The 21306-nt window shown below is 58.9% G+C and carries 12 protein-coding genes, 1 tRNA gene and 4 pseudogenes; 8 read left to right on the top strand and 9 right to left on the bottom strand.

What is annotated here, in order from left to right; translation table 11 throughout:
• Positions 1-311 precede the first annotated feature (311 nt).
• The 4 genes from ACSZOQ_RS05185 to ACSZOQ_RS05170 all read left to right on the top strand — a co-directional run bounded on the left by ACSZOQ_RS05185 (position 312) and on the right by ACSZOQ_RS05170 (position 2932).
• Positions 312-385, top strand: a tRNA-Gln gene (locus tag ACSZOQ_RS05185).
• Between the two features lie 99 nt (positions 386-484).
• On the top strand, positions 485-1834 hold the full coding sequence (locus ACSZOQ_RS05180; RefSeq protein WP_439924946.1) for a DUF6538 domain-containing protein: 1350 nt from the start codon (positions 485-487) through the stop codon (positions 1832-1834).
• 88 nt (positions 1835-1922) lie between these two features.
• On the top strand, positions 1923-2093 hold the full coding sequence (locus ACSZOQ_RS05175; RefSeq protein WP_439924945.1) for an ArdC-like ssDNA-binding domain-containing protein: 171 nt from the start codon (positions 1923-1925) through the stop codon (positions 2091-2093).
• A 143-nt stretch (positions 2094-2236) separates the two neighbouring features.
• Positions 2237-2932, top strand: a complete 696-nt coding sequence (locus tag ACSZOQ_RS05170) for a methyltransferase family protein (protein ID WP_439924944.1) — start codon at positions 2237-2239, stop codon at positions 2930-2932.
• Positions 2933-3228: 296 nt separating this feature from the next.
• Here ACSZOQ_RS05170 and ACSZOQ_RS05165 read toward each other — a convergent pair.
• The 6 genes and pseudogenes from ACSZOQ_RS05165 to ACSZOQ_RS05140 form a co-directional block, all read right to left on the bottom strand.
• A pseudogene (locus tag ACSZOQ_RS05165) lies at positions 3229-4527 on the bottom strand (potassium transporter Kup); the annotation flags it as partial.
• 68 nt (positions 4528-4595) lie between these two features.
• Positions 4596-5678, bottom strand: coding sequence for an IS5 family transposase (locus ACSZOQ_RS05160; RefSeq protein ID WP_439922884.1), 1083 nt, complete (start codon positions 5676-5678; stop codon positions 4596-4598).
• A 76-nt stretch (positions 5679-5754) separates the two neighbouring features.
• A pseudogene (locus tag ACSZOQ_RS05155) lies at positions 5755-6399 on the bottom strand (KUP/HAK/KT family potassium transporter); the annotation flags it as partial.
• A gap of 599 nt (positions 6400-6998) precedes the next feature.
• Positions 6999-8427, bottom strand: a pseudogene (locus ACSZOQ_RS05150) (IS1182 family transposase).
• Positions 8423-8653: pseudogene (locus ACSZOQ_RS05145) on the bottom strand (IS21 family transposase); the annotation flags it as partial. The pseudogenes ACSZOQ_RS05145 and ACSZOQ_RS05150, both read right to left, overlap by 5 nt.
• 25 nt (positions 8654-8678) lie before the next feature.
• Positions 8679-10265: a sensor histidine kinase gene (locus ACSZOQ_RS05140; RefSeq protein ID WP_439924943.1), complete on the bottom strand. Its 1587-nt coding sequence runs from the start codon at positions 10263-10265 to the stop codon at positions 8679-8681.
• Positions 10266-10451: 186 nt separating this feature from the next.
• Between ACSZOQ_RS05140 and ACSZOQ_RS05135 the strand changes: the two genes are divergently transcribed.
• A complete protein-coding gene (locus tag ACSZOQ_RS05135) occupies positions 10452-11000 on the top strand; it encodes a response regulator (RefSeq protein ID WP_439924942.1) in 549 nt (182 codons plus the stop codon).
• 15 nt (positions 11001-11015) lie between these two features.
• Here the strand turns inward: ACSZOQ_RS05135 and ACSZOQ_RS05130 are convergent, their stop codons facing one another.
• The 3 genes from ACSZOQ_RS05130 to ACSZOQ_RS05120 all read right to left on the bottom strand — a co-directional run bounded on the left by ACSZOQ_RS05130 (position 11016) and on the right by ACSZOQ_RS05120 (position 16415).
• Entirely contained in the window at positions 11016-11330 is a 315-nt protein-coding gene (locus tag ACSZOQ_RS05130; protein WP_439924941.1) for a hypothetical protein, read from the bottom strand.
• 609 nt (positions 11331-11939) lie between these two features.
• Positions 11940-15164, bottom strand: a complete 3225-nt coding sequence (locus ACSZOQ_RS05125; protein WP_439924940.1) for an efflux RND transporter permease subunit — start codon at positions 15162-15164, stop codon at positions 11940-11942.
• 33 nt (positions 15165-15197) lie between these two features.
• Positions 15198-16415, bottom strand: a complete 1218-nt coding sequence (locus tag ACSZOQ_RS05120; RefSeq protein ID WP_439924939.1) for an efflux RND transporter periplasmic adaptor subunit — start codon at positions 16413-16415, stop codon at positions 15198-15200.
• 206 nt (positions 16416-16621) lie between these two features.
• Between ACSZOQ_RS05120 and ACSZOQ_RS05115 the strand changes: the two genes are divergently transcribed.
• The 3 genes from ACSZOQ_RS05115 (at position 16622) to ACSZOQ_RS05105 (ending at position 21217) form a co-directional block, all read left to right on the top strand.
• The gene (locus ACSZOQ_RS05115; protein ID WP_439924938.1) at positions 16622-18208 is read left to right on the top strand and encodes an efflux transporter outer membrane subunit; all 1587 of its coding nucleotides are present in this window, start codon (positions 16622-16624) and stop codon (positions 18206-18208) included.
• A gap of 664 nt (positions 18209-18872) precedes the next feature.
• Complete coding sequence (locus tag ACSZOQ_RS05110) at positions 18873-19259, top strand: hypothetical protein (RefSeq protein WP_439924937.1); 387 nt, start codon at positions 18873-18875, stop codon at positions 19257-19259.
• A gap of 74 nt (positions 19260-19333) precedes the next feature.
• Positions 19334-21217, top strand: a complete 1884-nt coding sequence (locus tag ACSZOQ_RS05105; RefSeq protein ID WP_439924936.1) for a potassium transporter Kup — start codon at positions 19334-19336, stop codon at positions 21215-21217.
• Positions 21218-21306 lie beyond the last annotated feature (89 nt).

Here is a 21306-nt window from a genome sequence, read left to right as displayed (position 1 = left end):
CATTCGCACATGGATGGAGACGCAAGGGAATCCGGTTACGCTTTCCATATGTTCCTGGACGCCGAAGACGAGGGCGTCGAGTTGCTCGCCTGCGACAGCCCAGGCCGCGTGCGACGCGGCGGAAGCAATGGTCTCTTTGCCGAGGGACGCATGACTGTGCTTCCAGTGTCATGGCACCGGCCACGACGGTGAAGGACTAGACCGCGAACGCCGACGCGGCTATATCAGCGCTTCCAAGAGACCTGATTTGGAAACTCCTCAGCGATCCTGGAAAAATTCCGGAAAAGCTGCTGCAAAATCAGTCGCTTCGGTGGGGAATGGTGTAACGGTAGCACAACAGACTCTGACTCTGTTTGTCTAGGTTCGAATCCTAGTTCCCCAGCCAGCCCGCTGTCTAATCCCCTGAAATCCCCCGAATTCTTCCCTTAGCTGGGGAGATTTCGTTGCCCGTGCTGCACATCCCTGTCACCAATGGATGTTGCACATGCCCTTCCTGACCCATGTGTCCCGCCGCGGCGCCGTCTACTACTGGCGCCGTCGCCTGCCGCTAGGCGCTGCGGGTGATCGCCGCAGGGTCCTCGCCGTCAGCCTCGGCACCAAGGATCAGGACAAGGCGCGCCGGATCGGCGCGGAGCTGACGATGATGAGCGAAGAGTTGTTCGAGCAGGCGAAGCGGGCGCTGTTGCGCCCGGACGAGGTCAAAGCGATCCTCGTCAGCGTGGCGAAGCGCCACGCACAAAAACTCGAACTCCACGTCATCGCCGACCGCGCCCGGCCACACCCCGAGCCGATGAGCGGCGAGCGAGCCGACCGGATCGTCGGCGCTGTCTACCATCTGCTTGCCGAGCGCGGCCGTGCTGCCGAATTGTCCGGTCCGGACGACAGTCTCCTGCAGGAGTGCCGGGTGCCGCCGGCCGACGCCGCTCAAGTCGAGATGACCTTGGCAGTCCTGCGTGCGAACGGTCTGGTGCCGCCCCGCCTCGACAAGCTCCGAAAGCTCCTAGCGGAGCATGCATCTGGGGTCGCCCCGAGCGCCGTAGTCCTCGCGCAAACGGAGACCGCATTCTACCGTGGCATGGCCGCCGCCTGCCTCAACACCGCGCCGCGCTGGTCCTCGACGCTGGCGGAGGATATCGCCGTTGTCAGCTCAGAATCCTGCGCGCTTGCTGACGCACGCCCTGGACCCGTGGCCCCGCGGACTGCCGAGGCAGTCCCACAAGCCGCGCCGATCTCCGCTGCCGTACCGGTACCAATGTCCTCGGCGACCGGCATCGCCGCGGCCCCGGCTACCATCACGGGGCTCGCCAACAAGCTCGCCGCTATCCGTGAAAAGTCACAAGAGTGGACCGCAAAGACCGCGCGCCAAATGCGCCAGTCTGCGCGGCTGCTGGCTCGGGTTGTTGGGCACGATGAGTTCGCCCGCTTGACGCAACGGGACTTTGCCACCTTCCGCGACGTGCTACTCGAACTGCCAAAAAGCTATGGCAAGTCTGCGAAGGACCGGGCCAAACCCATCGCCAAACTAATTGCCGCCGGACGTAGTCGTCCGGAAAACGAGCGCGGCGCAGAACCAGCAACGATCAATCGGCATCTCACTCACCTCGGAAGTCTGATCGATTTTGCATCCAGTTATGGGCTTCATCCGTCGCAATCGATCAAGCTCTCCGAATTGCGCGCGAAGAAGACCGGACGCAGCCGCGACGTTGTCCCCGATGGTTCTGTCGGCTTCACGCTTTCGTGGAACGACAGTGCGGCAGGCGGAAACGGAGCGCGGCTCAGTCGGCTCTGCACGCGAGAGAGACAGGAGCCTTGTCCATGCACCCCCGGAGGGTGATTTTGACGGGCGCTACGTGAGGCCCCGACGCGGCTGTAGGCACCTCGACCTTCCTGGTCGCATCACCTACAGCCATCGGATACCCCCAATGAAACGCGACATTTACCCGGAAGTGTCGGCGCGCATTGTTGCCGAACTGGGAGCCAGCGCGGTGCCGTGGATCAAGCCTTGGTCAGCAACTCCCGGCGCCAACACACCATGCAACGCTATGACCAATCGGCCCTACTCCGGTTGCAACGTCGTGGCTGCTACTCTTTAGGCAGACGAAGAATCTTGGCGAGAGCCGCACGGTCTTATTACCTAAATGGGCCATTAACTGCACGTTAGAAGCATTGGTCCAAGGTACTTCAAACGGCGTACCTAGTCGGGTGTGCTGCGATACAGACTGGCCGCAGGTACTCAATGACGATCCACCCGGTCAACCAATACGCGTCCCAGCAATCATTGCGCCGCGTCCCGGCTAACACTGACGCTCCATCAGTTCTGTCGAAAAAAGCGATCATGCTTGATTTGACCGAGCGCATCATTATGGCAGCGTTATATGGTCATTTTGTATATAACGTGCTGCTTAGGTTTGCAGCCTCGCCCGACCTCATTAAGGCATTGCTTTTCATCTCTGAAACGGTTCCGTTTCTCCTTGTTATGATGCGCCGCCCTTCAACGACAATGTCAGACAGGCCATCAGATTGGCTAATCGGCCTGGCGGGAATGAGCGCACCCCTGCTCATCGGACCCGCGCTTGCAAACCCATTGATCGCACCCGCTGTATGCCTTGCAATCATCGTCTCCGGGATGTTTCTTCAGGTTTCGGGAAAACTAATACTGGGTTTCAGTTTTGGACTAGTCGCGGCAAATCGAGGCGTGAAGGTGAGCGGACCTTATCGCTTCATTCGTCATCCAATTTATGCCGGATACACCATCACACATGTCGGGTTGCTACTGGCGATGCCGTCCCTATTAAACGCGTTCCTCTATGCAATCGGGCTCGCAATCCAAATTGTCCGAATTTTGCGTGAAGAGCGCATCTTATGTCAGGATCAACGGTATCGCGATTTCGCGGCGCGCGTTCGCTACCGGCTATTGCCTGGAGTTTTCTAGAGGTTGGTTCACCTGGGTGGAATATACACCAACACATCCGCGCTCATCTCCAGCATCGCGGACGTTCACAACGTATCGGCGCAAGGTCGGTGTTGATCAAGCGAAAGACGATCGAACAGCGGCGCTTGCTACATCGCAAAGCTGCAGCCTAAAATGACAAACAAGATGGGCCAGAGCCTCCACTAAATCAGCCCGCCATCTGTCTCAAATTATCTGACGACGGACAGTAGGCCTCGTTGGCGCGGCTAACGGCAACTGGCCCCGCAACGCATAGCGCCTTGGAGGTTTGATGATTTTCAGATCGTAATCTGAGTTCCGACTTCGACGGCACGACCCGATGGAATACTGAAGTAACGACTCGCATCGACGGCAGAGCGAGCAAGATTGATGAATAGCTTATCTTGCCAGTGCGGCATTTTGGAATGCGGAGCCGGTCGAAGCGACCTTCGCGACAAAAAGAACGACGTGTTCATAACGTCGAACTTAAGCCCTAGCGGGCGACAAGCCACTAACGCTTTTGGTACATTTGGACTTTCCATGTAACCGAACCGCAGCGTGATACGGGTGAAGCGATCCGAAAGTGCTTCCAATGAGGTACGATCAGCTGCGGCGACACGCGGCATATCTTCAGTGATGACGTTCAGAATTACGTTGTGTTCATGCAGAACTTTATTGTGCTTCAGATTGTGAAGGAGGGAAGTGGGAGTGGAATCCGGATGACCCGTCAGAAATACCGCCGTCCCGGATACGCGGTGTATTGACGATGAACTTGAAAGCGTTTGAATAATGTCGCCGAGCGGAACTTCATCCCTCCTCGTTCTATCGCGAAGGATTTGCGTACCCCGTCGCCACGTCAGCATAAGGGTCATGAGACCTGCGCCGATGGCCAGCGGTATCCAGCCGCCCTCAACGACCTTCAGCAAGTTTGCCATCAAGAAAATTGTGTCCACTACAATAAACGGTGCGATTACGACAGCCGCTGTGCCGGGGGACCATTGCCAGCATTTCCACATCACGAAGAATGCCATGATGCTGGTGATCACCATCGTGCCAGTGACTGCTATGCCGTAAGCAGAAGCCAGCGCGCTCGACGACCTGAATGCAAACACGAGATAGAGAACCAGGACCAACAACAACCAGTTTACACGAGGGATGTAGATTTGACCCTTCTCGGTCTCCGACATTCGCCGAATCTCCATGCGGGGCAGTAGTCCAAGTTGGATGGCCTGCTGTGTAAGCGAGAACGCTCCTGAAATCACAGCTTGGCTGGCAATGATTGTAGCGACTGTTGCCAACACCACCATTGGTAACAATGCCCAGTCTGGATAAAGCAGGAAAAACGGATTCTCGAGTTTCTCCGGGTGCGAGAGTAGCAATGCACCTTGCCCAAGATAATTGAGCGTCAACGCCGGGAAAACTACGATCAGCCATGCCGTCTGGATCGGTTTCCTGCCGAAGTGCCCCATATCCGCATACAGCGCTTCGGCCCCGGTCACGGTAAGAAATACCGCGCCCAGCGCGAGAAGCCCGGCATGACCGTGATTGACTAGCAGTTTGCTGAAAAAGCCAAAATTGACCGCTTCGATGATCCTCGGAACGCCTCATCGCGATGATGTGTATTCGGCGGCGCGTTGCAGTCGTTGTCGTCCTGGCGACGACGCGGTTATGCCGTGACCAGTTTGGGAACGCGGATCAGGTTATAGGCGATCAAGTTGAGCATGAAGTCGGCGGCAACGCGGCAAATGCCACGATGTTTGGTCCTGCGCATCGTGCCGTGCTGCTTGCCCCAGCCGAAGATGCATTCGATCATCGCCCGGCGCGTCTGCGACATGCCATAGCCCTGATGGCGCGTGGTCCGTGCGTCGATAGCGCTCCGGCGGCGCCTGCCGGTCTTGCCCATGCCATTGTTCTGCGTCACATGCGGTGTGACGTCGATGGCGCGAAGATTGGCCACATGATCGGCCGTGTCATAAGCCTTGTCCGCACCGGCGGTAATGCGGCGACCCGCTTTCCTGCCTTCGGCCTCGAGCATTATCTCCGCGGCGCGGCGCTCGGCGGTGCCGCTCGCGTGCGTGACGATGCCGGCCACGGCCAGCCCATGCCGGTTCTCCATGGTGACGTGGCCCATGTAGCAGAGCCTGGCCTCGCGTCCGGCCGCCTTGCGGTAGAGCCGGCTGTCGGGATCGCTCGTGCTGACATGGGTGTCGTTCTTGCGCGTCTGACCGTGGAAGTTCGTGCCGTCGTCGCCATCGCGGCCATCCTTGGGACGAAAGCTCTTCTGTGACGCCCAGGCCTCGATCAACGTGCCGTCCACCGAGAAGTGCTCGTCCGAGAGCAGCGGCTCGACCTGAGGGTGTTTCAAAAGCCTGGTCATGAACTTCGTGAACACATCGCCGTTCTGCAGCCGCTCGCGGTTCTTCGTGAAGCTGGTCGGGTTCCAGACCGGATGGTCCGGCGACAGCCCCACGAACCAGCGATACAATAGATTGTAGTCCAACTGCTCCATCAATTGGCGCTCCGAGCGAATGCCGTAGAGCACCTGCAGAAGTAGCGCGCTGAGCAATTGCTCCGGCGCGATCGAGGGGCGCCCTTCACTTGAATAGAGCCTGGCAAAGCTACGGTTCAACTCGCCCAGCACATCACGGACCAGCGCCCGGATCTTCCTCAGCGGATGGTTCGGCGGCACCCGCGCCTCCGGCGAGATGTACGAAAACAACCCGCCCTGATCCACAAAGGCTCCGCGCATCCCAACCTCCACCGATTCACGATGAAAATCGAATCAGCAAACTCTCGCACGCGCGAGCGGTTTTTCAGCAGACTGCTAGAAATTTGATACCGTAAATCGGATTGATGGCGGCGAGGATATGGATGTCGTCAAAGAGATTAATTAGGCCACCAATGGCAATGACGATGAACCAGATCATCATGATCGGACCAAACCAAGCCGCAACAGCAGCTGTTCCCCAGTTCTGAACGACAAACAGGCCAATTAGGATTACCAAGCTCAGTGGAAGGATAAACGGGTCGAAAGTCGGAGCGACGAGTTTGAGTCCTTCCACGGCGGACAAAACTGAAATAGCGGGAGTAATTATTGCGTCGCCATAGAATAGCGCAGCACCTGCCATGCCCATCAAAGAGAGAATGAAAAAATTGTGCCCCATCGCCCGCTGCAATAGGGCCATCAAGGTGAGTGTGCCACCTTCACCGTGGTTATCTGCCCGCATAATGAGCAGAACGTATTTGAACGTGACTATGATGGTCAGTGCCCACAGCATGAGGGACATGACGCCAACCACCATATCCACCGTTAATGCATGCCCCGCAGATGCCGCGCTCAGGCTTTCCTTAAGGGCATAAAGCGGGCTGGTGCCAATATCACCGTAAACAACGCCAATTGATCCTACTGCCAATGTCCAAAATGCAATCGGCCTCACACGCGAGGTTGGCTCAGAAACTGCGTTGACCACTGACACTGTCTCCGTTCAGACCGAAGATCGGCTTAGCATCCACAGAGGAGCCAAAGCCAGGGAGGTTGGCATTTCATCTTGACTGCTTGACGTTATCCAGTGCGCGAAACCACAGAAAACAAAATCCTTCGAAACTCCAGCCGTCAAAGGTGAGGAGTCAATCGCTTGGGTGCAGCCAGCTAAAGGCAAATGCAACCGCGACAAAGGCAGCGCAGATTGGCATCCAGTATTGAAACTCGAAGCCAAAAACGGTGAACCGCTCGATTAGAAAATGCAAAAATCGCCTCTGCTACTTTGAACCTGTGCCGCTCTCCTACACCGCCCAAGATGGGTGGATGAATCTAGCATTATTCCCGCCTAACGTCCGACCAGCAGCATCTATAGACGGGAATAGTTTGCTTCGGGCTGATGTCCGCGTTGGGTCCAGGCTGTGTAAAAACGCGGTTCCGCATTCCCAAACTGCTATCGACCAACAGTGACTGACACCAACGCGGCGATTCAGAGTATTTTTGCTGTTCCGCGTCTCGCTTCAACCTCCATGCACCTGGGTGCAAGGTGGAACGGCCATCAGCATCGACATTGTATCCACTGCCCGCGCGTCACGCTCGCATGGCTGCCAGCAACGGCTTGACACCGACGATGTTCAGCACACGCGTGAGATTGTAGCTGAGTACGTTCAGCGCCATTTCGGTTGCGACATTGGGAAACCGCTTCATTAGATTGTGCGTCGCACCCATCCGCATCTTCAGTGTGGCGAACGGATGCTCGACGGTTTCGCGGCGCACACGCATGGCTTGCGGGTTCTGATTGAGCCGTGTCTGCGCGGCCTCGACGACGTGTTCGTGTTCCCAGCGTTTGATGCGGCGCTCGTTGGACCTTGTACACCGATCCTTGAACGGGCAGCTGCAGCACGCCTTCGTCAAGTAAATCCGCATTTTCTGGCCATCTTCATCAGCGGTGAAGTGGTGCGCCAGCTTCTCGCCGGCCGGGCAGCGGTAGACATCGTCGTCGGCCAAATAAACAAAATCAGGTTTACCAAAACGGCCTGCCGACTTGGCTCCCTGGGTTTGCGGCTTGGGCAGCGTGACCGCGACCCCGGCCTGTTCGCATGCCAGGATTTCCTCACCTTTAAAATAGCCCCGATCCGCAACGACGGCGGCTTTCGCCGCCTGCGCCATCCTCGCCAGTTGCGATCTATCGGTGCCGACGTTGGTGACCTCGTGCGCGACAATCAGATGGTTCGTGGTGTCGACCGCACTTTGTACGTTGTAGGCGACCATGCCAGAGCCGCGCCCGCTCGTGGCCATCGAGCGGCAATCGGGATCGGTCAACGATATCTGCTTGTCGGGCGAGGCGAGCAATGCCTTTTCAATCGCGGCCAGCCGTTTCACTTCTTCTTCGAGCCTCGCCAGCTTTTCCTTAAGCCGCGTCTTGATCAGCAGCACCGTTTCCGAAGGCTCTTCTCCTGCCGCGATCCGGCGGTCAACGGTATCGAGTTGGCTCATGCGCCACGCTCTCTTCGATCTGCTTCTGGCGACGCTGGATCTTGCCCTGCGTGAAGTTGTTGTCGCGACTGTTCACGGCCTTGAACTTGCTGCCGTCGATGGCAACACTGACCTTCGCCAGCACGCCAATCTTGCGGCACAACTCGACAAATCGCGCGCAAACTTTCCTGATCGCGGGACCATTGTCCTTGCGGAAGTCGGCGATGGTTTTGTGGTCCGGCGCGAGCCGTCCGGTCAGCCACATCACCTCGAGATTGCGGCCGGCCTCGCGTTCCAGCCGCCGGCTCGATTGGACCCGGTTGAGATAGCCGTAAATGTAGAGCTTGAGCATTGGTGAAGGATGGTACGCCGGTCGGCCGGTCGCGGCAGGATCGACGCCATCGAATCCGAGGTCGCGGAGTTCCAGCGCATCCACGAACACATCGACCGCACGAATAGAATTGCTCTCGCCGACCCAATCATCAAGGCACTCCGGCAACAGCGTCGTGTGCTGGCGATCCGCCCCCTGAACGAAACCCTGCATCACTCCTCCCGCCGTAGATGCCGCGGCCGCAGGTACCCTTGAACAGAGCAAACGCCCGGTCGTGGGCGTCGAACACCATCTCCTGCGTCTCGCGCGGATAGGCACGAGCGAACAGCAGCCGGCTATGACTGAGCCGGACATGAGCGACCTTCACGATCACCGTCACGCCATGCAGCAGGACAACCTCATGGCTCCAGTCGAACTGGTAGGCTTCTCCCAGCGCGAAGCCCTGGGTCGACACGTCACGCCTGTTACGGGAACGTTGCGGCTGCCGGCGAAGCTGCATCAGCGTTCAATCGGCCCCTGATCGGTAGCGATATTGTGAAGCGCGACCCTTCGCCTTCTTTGCTTTGCACGCCGACTTCGCCATTATGCAAATCGGCCACCATCTTGACGAGGTAAAGGCCCACGCCGGTTCCCACGATTCCGGATACATTGCTGCCGCGATGATAACGCTCAAACACATGATCGAGATCGCTCGCAGGAATGCCTATTCCATAATCGGCAATGGAGACCCCGATCTGCTCCGAGATCGTTTCCGCGCTGATCTCAATGATACCGCCACCTGGCGAGTATTTGACCGCATTGGACAGCAGGTTGCTGAACAGCTGAAATAGCAGCTTGGGATCGCCAACCATACGTAAGGGCGCGGGTCCAAACCGCTCCACGATCGATGATCCCGGCGTGATCTCGCGATGCAGCTGACATACCTCGCGGAGTAGAGCTGCCAGGTCGATATTGCTCAGGTGAAGGTCGAGCGCGGTCCCACCGTCAATCAGCCGCGAAGAATTGAGCAGATTGTCGATCAAATGCGTCAACCGCAACACCGAGCCGCGAACCTTGCCGGCACGTTCGCTAACCTCGTCGGGATGTAGACGGTCCTTCATCTTGAGCAAGCGCCGCGCGTGCCCATCGATATGGGTCAACGGCGTACGAAACTCATGCGATGCCATCGAGACGAAATTGCGCTGCAACCGAGCCAGACGCTGCTCCTGCTCCAATTGCTCTTTGAGCATGGATGCTTGCTGCGCGAGCACACGTTGGCTGTACATCAGTTCCATGGCATTGTGGCGGAATACCACGGTGGCCCGCGCCATCTCGCCGATCTCATCGCGTCGCTCGGTGCCCTGGATATCGATATTGGTGTCGCTCGCTACAAGGCGATGCATGCGATCGGCGAGCTGCAGGAGCGGCGCCGAAATGACGCGGCTGATGTAATAGAGGCCGCCGGCAACCATCATGCCAGCAACGACGATCGCAAGCACGATCAGCCAGAAGGCGCGCCGGTAGGCCACGGCTAGACGATCGCTCGCCGCCTGCGAGTTGGCGACCCCACGATCGGTAAGCTGGCCCAGCGAATCATTAACGGCGTTATAGACAGCATGCGAACTGTCCTTATGGATTGCGATGGCCTCGGCTTTGCGATTGCTTCGCGACAGCGCCAGCATCTTATTGACGATCGTCCGATACTCGTTCCATCTTTCCTTGAACTTGACATAGAGCTCGTCTTCAGTCGCATCGTGCCGGATCCGCTCGAAATTGCGCTCCGCTTGCGCAATCAATCGGTCCAGTTCCTCCATTTCCTTTTCGGTATCGGCGACCTCGGATAACTCCAATGACAGAAGATGGGCCCCCTCAATTGCCCGGAAGTCGGACGTGAAGTTGTTGAGGTCGCCAAGAGCGCGGGTTGTCGGCAGCCACACCTCCGCGACGTCGGCAGACAGCCTGTTGAAATTGCTCAGCTGCGAGATGCTGAACAGCCCGAGCGCCGCGGCGAGCGCGAAGAAAAATACGAACACCGACGCGAGCTGAAATCGAACTGAACGTGGCTGCCACATCGGCCGACCTGCAGGGTTGATTGACGACACAAACCGAAGGAACCTATTATAACAGGTTTGGAAAATTGGGTTTTCGGCAGGACCAGGCCCTTTGCACGGCACGCCTCGGCGTTTGAGAGCTTCAATTCGATGTTTGAAACACGCAAACGAATTCTGTGCATCGAAGATGACCGGGAAACTGCGGCTTTGATCGCCGAAGAGCTGGTCGACCTTGGTTACGAGGCCAGCCTCGCCCACGACGGCCACGAGGGGCTCGCCGCCATCCTCAGGGACATGCCCGACCTCGTGCTGTCGGACATCAGCATGCCGATGATGTCGGGCTTCGAACTGCTCGAACGCCTGATCGACCTTGCACCGCGGTTTTCAAAAATGCCCTTTGTCTTTCTAACCGCGCTCACCGACCGGGACAGCGAACTCAAAGGCCGGCGTCTCGGCGCCGACGACTACGTCACCAAGCCCATCGATTTTGAGCGACTGGCCACCATCATTACGGCACGGCTTGCGGGTGTCGCGCGCACGGAGTTATGGCCGAAGCTCATTGCGCTCAATGAGAGGGAAGTGGAATGCCTGACCTGGGCCGCGCGGGGTAAGACTTCGGCAGAGGTTGCGCAAATTCTCAGCCTGACCAAGCGAACGGTCGATTTCCACATCGACAACGCCCGGGTCAAGCTCGGGGCCGCGACTCGTACAGAGGCCGTCACCAAGGCCGCAGCCGGACGTTTGATCGACCCCTAATTGAGTTGGACGGGATCACCAAACCGCGATCAGACAAATCAAGGCGAACGGCACGGCGACGAGGCTGATGTAAAGCCACATCCGGTATGCTTCCGCATCCTTGGGGGCCACGAACACGTGGTACACGATCCAGGCGCCAAAAACCACGCCCAGCGCCAACCGTACGAGGTCGCCCGGTGTCTCGTACACGCTCCAGATCCGCTCACTCTGCGGCAAGCTGACACGCGCCGTGATCACCACTAAGATACCGATGAACACCGCACGCATCAGCATAGCCGCGATTCGCAGGCGAGCTGAAATCTCAGGACCCGACGATAGAACTCTTGGCATGGCGCCACCCTCTTGGGCCGACACCTCAAACCAGAATTATCTCTGGGATAATAACGTAGGTTCCCGGGCGCCGCCAGACAATACGCGGCAGGCGGCACCACGTGAGCATTTTTTATCAGATCAAGCGCCTAGCGCCGAAAGCTGCTTCCGCCGATGGTCCCGGGGCTTTTCACGGAACCTCGCACCATGCCGGGACCGGATCCGGGGCGAGTCATGCCCGTTCCGGTGATTGTGGTTGCGCTACCGGGGCGAACAGTGCTGGGGCCGCCGACAGCGGTTGCCGCCCTCGGCATGCCAATCGCACGTGCCGTGTCCTTGGTCTCTGTGCGGGGTAATGACTTCTGCTGCACCTGATGCGTGCCAATCGTTTTCACATCGCCGATCTTGTCGGATCTCTTAGGCGCGCGATTAGACTGGACCGATATATTGGTGTCTACTGGCTCCGCGCTCGCGCCACTGCTCGGAGCGGGAGCGACTCCCTGTGCCATGCTCATCTGCATCATCAGGGCGCTGAGCAGCGCAGTTGTCAAAGGACAGCAGCCAAACCTCGAGCGGCTCCCCCTCACCCCAGGCCGATCCGGTCGATGACACCTCCAACCATATGGCATCTTATTCCTCGGGTGCCTCTGCGGCTGGTGCTGGCGGACCTTCCCTGCCCGTGAGCAGGGTCTGTAGCGCCGGCACAACGACAAGCAAGATGATGGGCCCGATGAACATACCGCCGACGACCACGGCAGCGAGCGGGCGCTGCACTTGGCTACCGATACCGGTCGAGACCGCCGCCGGCAAAAGGCCGATGCAGGCCGAAAGCGCCGTCATCAACATGGGACGCATGCGCTGCTCGGCCGCATGGAACATGGCATCAATCGTTCCTTGGCCGCTGGCTCGCACCTCATTGTAATAGGTCGTGATCAGGATGCCGTTCATGACCGATACGCCGAAGAGCGAAATGAATCCTACCGCCGCGGAGATGCTGAAATCCAGGTTGAAGAAATAGAGCGCCAGGATTCCGCCGCCAGCCGCGAACGGAATCCCGGCCAGTGCCATGAGGCTGTCACGCAGGGAATTGAACAGGCCATAGAGCAACAGAAGGATGATGCCGAGACTGACCGGCACGATGATCGCAAGCCGCGCCTTTGCCTGCTGCAACGAATCGAACTCACCGGCCCATGCGATACGATAACCGTTCGGGAGCTTGATCTTCTCTGCAATCCGCTGCTGGGCTTCCTCGACCGTGCTGCCAAGATCGCGGTCGCGCACGCTGAACTTGACCGGAATGAAACGCTCGTTGCGCTCATGCCAGATGTAGCTTGCGCCGGTATCGAGCGAAATATCGGCGAGCTCGCTCAAGGGTATGTAAGCATTCGTGCCGTTGCCGGTCTGAAAACCAACCTTGATGTTTCGCACCTTGTCGATGTCGTCACGGTATTCGGGCGCGAGCCGCACAGTGACATTGAATTGACGTTCGGCTTCGAGAAGCGTCGTCGCGACAGCACCGCCCAATGCCGCCTGAATGGCATTGTTGACGTCGCCGGCATTGAGCCCATAGCGGGCCGTTCTCTCCCGATCGATCTTGATGTTCAGGTTGGGCTGACCAAGCACATGAAAGATACCAAGATCGGCCACACCCTTGATCTGACTCATCTCCTGCATGACCTGGCCCGCAAGCTGCTCCAGGGTCGCCAGATCTCGGCCGATGATCTTGATGGAATTGGCGCCCTTGACACCCGAAAGCTGCTCTTCAATGTTATCCTGAATATACTGCGAAAAGTTGAGCTCGATTCCGGGGAATTCATTGATAAACTCGGCTTGAACCCGCTTGATCAGATCTTCCTTCGTCTCGCCTTTGGGCCACTGCTCGAATGGCTTGAGCGGCGCGAAAATCTCCAGGTTGTTGAATCCGGCCGCATCGCTGCCGTCATCTGGTCGCCCATGCTGCGTCACCACGGTCGTCACTTCCGGATGGCTGAGCAGGATCTCCCGCATTCTGTTTGCGATCGGCATGCCGGCTTCGAGCGAGATCGTCGGCGGCATCGTAGCACGGATCCAGAGATTCCCCTCCTCGAGGTGCGGCAGAAACTCGGTGCCGAGCCGGGGAATCAGCAGCCCAACGAAAACAAGAAACCCAAGGCCGACCGCGACCATGATCTTGCGATGCGCCAATGACCAGCGCAGCACGGGCGTGTAAATCCTGCGCAGCACCCGGACAACGATCGTTTCGACTTCCTCCACATGCTCGGGGAGCAGATAAGATGTCAGAACCGGCGTGATGGTAAAGGTGGCGATCAACGCCCCGACCAGCGCATAACCGTAGGTCTTCGCCATTGGGCTGAAGATCTGGCCCTCGACGCCCTGCATGGTGAACAGCGGCACAAAAGCCGCCACCGTGATCAGAGCGGAGAAAAGGACCGCCCTGTCGACCTGCAGGGCACTGGCCAGAATTGTGCGCAGGCGGTCGGTCCATGTTCCCGTGCCATCGCCAGCGCGAGTCGGATCGGCACCGAACCGCCCCTCAGCAAGCTGACGCAGGAGCAGCTCCCGTTCCTCGGGTCTGGCCTGGAAATTCCGAAAGATGTTTTCGACGAGAATGACCGCGGAGTCGACAATAATGCCGAAGTCGACCGCGCCGATGGACAAAAGATTGGCATCCTCCCCGCGCAGCACAAGGATGATTATGCTGAAAAACAACGCAAATGGAATATTGACGCCGACGATAATGGCGCTTCGCAGATTGCCGAGAAAAATCCACTGGATGAAAAACACCAGCAGGCAGCCGAAAATCAAATTGTGCCGGACGGTACGCGTGGTGACCAATATCAGCGCCCCGCGATCATAGTAAGGCACAAGCTTGACTCCGGGAGGCAGCGTGCCGTCGCTGTTGATTTTTTCGATTTCCGCTTCGACGCGCGGCAGCACGTCGTTGGTGTGTAGGGTCCGGTTCATGACCACGATCGAGGCGACGATGTCATCCTCTTTGTCGCGGCCCGCCTTGCCGAGTCGCGGCAGATAACCGACGGACACCTTCGCGACATGCTTCACCTGCACCGGCGTGCCGTTCGATTGCGCCAGGACAATGTTCTCGATGTCGCCGACGCGATAGCCCTGCGTGAAATCTTTCTCGCCGCCGCTGTCGAGGAGACCCACGCCGCGAATATTCACGGACTGCTGGCCGACATTGATCGTGCGTCCTCCTACGTTGACGTTGGCATTCCCGATTGCGCTGATGAGTTGGGACAGCGTGACGTTATAGGCATCGAGCTTGTTCAGATCGGCCTCGACCTGGAATTCCTTGGTTGTGCCTCCCCAGGTATTGACCTGGACAACGCCGGGAACCGTCAGCAGCCGCCGCTCCAAGACCCAGTCCTGAAGTGTCCGCAAGTTGGTCAATCCGAAATTCGGAGGACCGACGACCTGGTAGCGGAAGATCTCGCCCACCAGGCTCCCGCCCTGAATTGTCGGTTGCACGTTGTTCGGCAGGCTGACGCGTTGCTGCAGGTTGAGGGCGGCTTGGGTCAGCGCAAAATAGTAGTCAACGCCGTAATTGAAAACGACGCGGACAAACGACAGACCGTAGAACGAGTTCGAGCGAATGACGTTGACGCCGGGTGTGGCGGCGAGACCGACCTCCATCGGAATCGTGTAGTAGCGCTCCATCTCCTCGGCGGAGAGGCCGGGGGCCTGTGACGTGATCTCGAGAATCACAGGCGCCGGATTGGGGTAGGCCTCGATATTCAGCTTGGAATAAGCAAAGAATCCGGCACCTATAAAGACCAGCAGACCTAAGAGAACGATCGGACGGCGGGCCAATCCAAAAGCGAGCAGGCCTTTCAGCACGAGCTTCCTCTCAATCTTGCCTGTAGCGCAAGCTTATGACCGTGATGCCATCGCGAGCGCATTGCTGAGAAACAACGCCCCTTCGGTGGCGACCAACTCACCCGTGACAACACCTTCAAGGATTTGACGATATCCCCCACGCTGCAGGCCGACCCGGACGGTCCGTCTCTTGAAACGACGTCGATCTGCAGTGACCCAGATAGTCATGGTGCCGTCCCCCTCACGCACGACGCCGTCGAGCGGCACCGCGGGAGATGTAACCGGATCGCCGGTGTTGAAGACGAAGGTCGCAAACATGCCCGACTTCAATTCGTGTTGCTGGTTCGCAACTTCGGAGCGAACCAGCACCCGACGCGTGGTCGGATCGACGATCTCGCCGATCCGCGTGATCTTCCCGTAGAACTTGCGGCCGGGAAAAGCGCTCACGCGAACATCGACCTCTTGGCCGACGCGAAACGCGGGAATGTCGGCTTCGGTCACATTGGCCAGCATCCACATGGATTCGATATCGGCGACCGTGAATGGCGCTGGCGCACCTCCGGGCTGGACATACAGCCCGGGCGCCGCATTGCGCGCCGTTATCCGGCCGCTGATCGGGCTCGGCACAACCAGGACCGATTCGGCCACACGCTGGGAAACGATACGATCGATTTCCGCATCGTTTTTACCGAACAGGCGCACGGAGTTGCGCGCCGCTCTCAATGCGCCCTCGGCCGCTTGCTGATCAGAGGTGACTTGATCGAGGTCCTTCTGCGAGATCGCCCGCGTCGTATAGAGCTCCTTCAGACGCGCCAGGTTGCGGGTCGTGAATTGCAGCACTCCCGCCGCGGAGATCAGCGTCGATTCGGCCTGCAGAAGATCCGGGCTGTCGATTGTGAACAGGGTGTCACCCCGCCTGACATCGTCCCCGATTCTCGCGAACGCGCCGATGATTCGGCCCGGATAGGGTGTGAAGACATCGGTGGACACCTCGCCGTTGAACTGTATCGTTCCGACCGCTTGTTTCTCAATCGGAAATGCCAGCTCGCCCACTGGCTCGACTTTGACCCAGGAAAGCTGTGATTCCGACAAGTCAACGGTCAGCGGATCGCGGGATTGCTCCACGCTCGCCCGCTCGGCGTTCGCGCTGGTTGCCCCCAAGCCAAAACCAATGCGGTCACCATGCCAGATCAGATAGGCAGAAGCCGCCCCAGCGAGGCCCGCAGCCGCAAGAGCTGCGCGGATTCGACCATTTTTACCGATGGGAGCCATAGGGACGGATCATGTCCTGAATCGTAGAATCGCGGGACAATGGCCCTGGGCCACCCCACCGGTCTACTGTGATAAATCACACTTTCCCCCGCAGCCGATCTTTGCCAGTTGTGGCAAGGGGATCATAGCGAAGCGGCAGCTAACCTGAAATGATTGGCCGGCGATGGCCCCGCGCGCCAAGGCGATCAGGACGGTCAATCAGTCATATGTCGAACAGACCCGTCCGGTATTTTTCTCCTGCTACCGCCGCGCTGGCGGCCACGGTGCTGCTTGCGGGCTGCGCAGTGGGGCCGGATTTCAAGGTGCCGGCTGCTCCTGACGTTGACCGTTACAGCAAGGCGCCATTGCCCAGTCGAACCAGCTCGACTGACGCCCGCCAGGGGCAGGCACAGCGCTTTTCCACAGATAGGGACGTCTCCGACAAATGGTGGCAGCTGTTTCGGTCGCCGGCGCTCAATTCACTGGTCGAGAAATCACTGCAAGCCAACCCCAACCTGCAGTCGCAACTTGCCGCTCTCCGCTCCGCGAGGGAACTGGTCTACGCACAGCAAGGAAAATATTTCCCAACCGTCCAGGCCAGCTTCAACCCGACCCGCCAGCAGGCGCCGAACAATCCTCTCGGTTCGCCGCCGATCGGACCGGACGGGAATCCCATCAATCCTTTTAATGTCTTCACCGCCCAGGTGGCCGTTTCATATGCATTGGACGTGTGGGGGCTCAATCGACGCAGCGTCGAGTCGCAGCAGGCGCTGGCCGATGCGCAACGTTTTCAGGTGGAGGCCGCCTACCTCACCCTCACCTCGAACGTGGTCGTAGCAGCCATCCAGGAGGCATCCCTGCGTGCGCAGATCGATGCTACGCTTCAGATCATCGATCTCAACACCAAGATGCTCGAGATCATGCGCCGCCAGCTCTCGACGGGCTATGCCAACCGAAGCGACGTAGCTGCCCAGGAGGCGGCTCTCGCGCAGGTAAAGGCCACGCTGCCCCCGCTGCGACAGCAACTCGCGGTGCAGCGGGATCTGCTTACGGCCCTCGCAGGCCGCTTCCCGAGCGAGGAACCGGCGGAGACTTTCAAGCTGGCGTTGTTCCGCCTGCCGACCGACCTGCCGGTGAGCTTGCCGTCAACGCTGGTTCAGCAACGCCCCGACGTGCGCGCGGCCGAGGAGCAGTTGCATTCAGCAAGTGCGCTGGTCGGCGTGGCGATCGCCAATATGCTCCCAAACTTCACCATCAATGGGAACCGTGGCTACACCAGCTTGGAACTTGCCAATCTGATTTCGCCTCCCAACATAGCCTGGTCTGTGGGAGCAAATGCGGTCCACACGATCTTCGATGGGTTCACATTGCTGCATCAGAGCCGCGCGGCGGAGGCCACCTATGAGCAGGCGGCATGGACCTATCGCAACACGGTCGTCTTGGCCCTGCAGAACGTGGCGGACAGCCTGCACGCTCTGCGAAACGAGGCCGACACGCTCAAGGCGGCGCGGGACTTCGAGCGCGCCGCCAAGATCAGCCTCGATCTCGCGCGCCAGCGCATGCAGACCGGCGATGCCAACGTGCTTTTGCTGCTCACCGCGCAGCAGACCTACCTGCAGGCCTTGATCCAGGTGGTTCAAGCGCAGGCAAGCCGCTTATCCGACACGGCTGCCCTGTACGTCGCCTTGGGCGGTGGCTGGTGGAACAGACAGGGCCCCGCGGCGCCTGAGGAGAAATTCGACGTAGCGACGGCAACAGCCAAACCGGTCAGCGAACAGAGCGGACTGTTGCCATGGCTTCCGTGGGCACATTAGTCTAGCGCCTGAAACGAGCGCTCCTAAGCACCAACGAGGAATCAGAGCCGATTCGTCCGGCTCATTAACTTCCCTTACCCTGTCACCTGTCCTCGGCCAAGGTCGATGGGCGGGGTTCCGACCGCGAATCGCTAAGCCACACCCAGACGTTCGGGCCGGCCCGCGACAGGTGTTTGTCGTAAAGATACGGCGTCTTCGACCACAGCCGGATTTGTCCGTCATGTTGTCCAGGATGAACTCCCCGCGATCGGTCTTCACCGACAAAATCGCATGGCTACCGTCTCGCACTCGCCCACTTGCGTCGTATAGAATTGCACCCAGCCAATCGGCATGCGGGCGACGTCGCGATTTTCGACACCTCGTCAGCGCGCGCAATCGCCGCCAAACAACTCATAATCGCGGCGAGAGTGGATAACGCGATAGGTCCGCACGCGCCCCTACGTCATGATCCTCGCGCTGCCCGTCGCTCTTCCTCGTTGAATTTTCTGCCGACGAGTTTGGTGCGCTGCCGTGCTGCCTACTCAACTCGCTTCGCGCGTCCTTTTCGCGCCGCGCGCTGGCGAGGGTCGATCGGAGCCGTTCCCGATCCGCCTTGACCAGAGCGGACCGAAGCTCAGTATCGTATCACCGTTATCACAGCATTCCAGAACGTCGCGGATACCTTGTGGGCTCTGCAATCACGCGCGTGGTGAAGGCCGCTGTGCGTGCGGAGGACACCGCGAAAGCCAACCTCAATATCGTTCAGAAGCAGCTGAATGCAGGCCGGGTTAGTCAGCTTGCCGTACTCAACGCACAACAGACTTATTTGGTTGACTCGGTGATGCGCGCGCAATCGGAAGCCAATCGTCTTGCGGATACAACTGCTCTGTTCATGGCGAGCGGCGGCGGTTGGCCTGCTGATTACAACGCACGACTGTCGCCAATGTGCGACGGGCGACGCGCCGGTCGAATAGTCGACCCCAACTCCGCCCGCTACGTTGTCGAGCGGCGACCCCACCTGTGTCAAACTAATTTCCTTTACCGACCAGCTTCTACTTATACTGAATTGTGATTTTCCAGAAAGTGCCGCCCCGGTGAAATCAAAAGCGCATTCAACTGGCGCAACTCATTTGAGCAGGACTTGGCATGTCAAACAGCAGTGAAGCGGCCGAACGGCCTCCTCAGGCCAATCTGCCGGGTTTGAGTTTAGCGGCTCTGGGAATCGTCTTCGGGGATATCGGCACCAGCCCGCTCTATACGTTCAAGACTATTCTCAACATGGCGGGCAAGGCGCCGGATGCCAGCGTCGTTTTGGGGCTGCTTTCGCTCGTCCTCTGGACGCTCTTCATTATCACCACCGTGAAATACGTGTCCTTTGCCATGCGCATCGACAACGACGGCGAAGGTGGCATTCTGGCTCTGATGTCTTTGTTGGGTGTCAAAAAACAACAGCGGCCGGTCATTGTGGCGGTCGGCTTGTTCGGTGCCGCGTTGATCTACGGCGACGGCGCTATCACCCCGGCGATCTCGGTTCTGTCGGCGCTGGAGGGCGTGAACATCGCGACGCCAGCTCTGCAACCCTACATCGTTCCAGCCGCGGTGACGATTTTGCTTACCCTGTTCGCGGTTCAATCGAATGGCACGGCAAGAATCGGGAAGGCTTTCGGGCCGATCATGCTGGTATGGTTCGTCGCTATGGCGCTCATGGGTATATCGGGCATCCTGCAACACCCGTCCGTATTCGCCGCGCTCGACCCGCGATACGGGCTGACTTTTCTGTTCTTCCACGGCGTGACCGGATTCCTGGTACTCGGTGGCGTTTTTCTCTGCGTCACCGGTGCGGAGGCGCTCTACGCTGACATGGGTCATTTCGGCAGGAGACCGATCCGACTGTCATGGTTCGCCATCGTATTTCCAGCCCTGATCCTGAATTACGCCGGACAGGCTGCGCTCGTCCTCGACGGAGCGCCGACCGATGACAACATCTTCTATCGTCTCTGCCCGCCATCTTTGTTGGTACCGCTGATCGTTCTCGCTACCGTGGCGACGATCATCGCCAGTCAATCGATCATTACCGGCGCCTTCTCCATGACGCGCCAGGCCATTCAGCTTGGCTGGCTGCCGCGGCTGCGGATCAAGCAAACCTCGTCGGAAGGCTACGGCCAGATCTATGTGGGTGTCGTCAATTTCCTGCTCATGATCGTCACCATCGGCCTGACGATCGGCTTCGGCAAATCGGACAACCTGGCGGCCGCTTACGGCATCGCCGTTTCGCTCACCATGCTGATGACGTCGGCTCTGCTGTTCATCGCCATGCGCGATATCTGGGGCTGGAATCTCGTTGCCGCGGGAACTGTCGCAGCATTTTTTCTGACCATCGATGGCGCCTTTTTCCTGGCCAACCTCACAAAGGTGGCCGAAGGCGGTTATGTCCCGCTGCTGCTCGCGATGGCCGTCTACGGAGTGATGTGGGTCTGGCACCGCGGGGCCACCGAGGTGGTGGCGCGGATGCACGAATCCCTGATTCCGATCACGGATTTCATGGCCAAGATCCAGTCCGGCCGCATTCCGCGGGTGCCCGGAACCGCGGTCTTCCTGACCCGGACCGAGCGCGATACGCCGCCCGTGATGGTCTGGCACGTCAAACATAACCGCGCGTTGCACGAACACCTGTTCATTTTGCGTGTCGAGATTCTACCAATTCCCCGGCTCGCGTCGAACCAGCGGATTACCCTGCGGGAAGTTGCCCCGAATGTCTGGCGCGCCGAAGCCCGCTACGGCTTCATGGAGCGTCCGCATATCCCGGAGTTGCTGCTGGCCAGCAAGTCGCTCGGCTGCTCGGTCGATTTCGATGACGTGACCTATTATGTCGGTCACGAAACGGTGGTTCGCCGCGAGGACCGCATGGGGTTGCCCGCCTGGCAAGAAAGCCTGTTCGCCATGATGGAGCGCAACGCGGTTCATGTCAGTGATTTTTTCAGCCTGCCCAGCGATCAGGTCGTCGAGATCGGCCGGCAGATCGCCATCTGATCAACAATTAATCGCTTTCTTGGCGCACGCGAAATTGCGGACGACGCGATGCTGTCGAAACCGCAAGCAAACGCGACTTCGGCAGTCTG

It is taken from the genome of Nitrobacter sp. JJSN, from assembly GCF_051912485.1.
Taxonomy (GTDB): domain Bacteria; phylum Pseudomonadota; class Alphaproteobacteria; order Rhizobiales; family Xanthobacteraceae; genus Nitrobacter.
The sequence above is the reverse complement of the archived record's forward strand: the minus strand, read 5'-3'. Positions and strand labels throughout refer to the sequence as shown.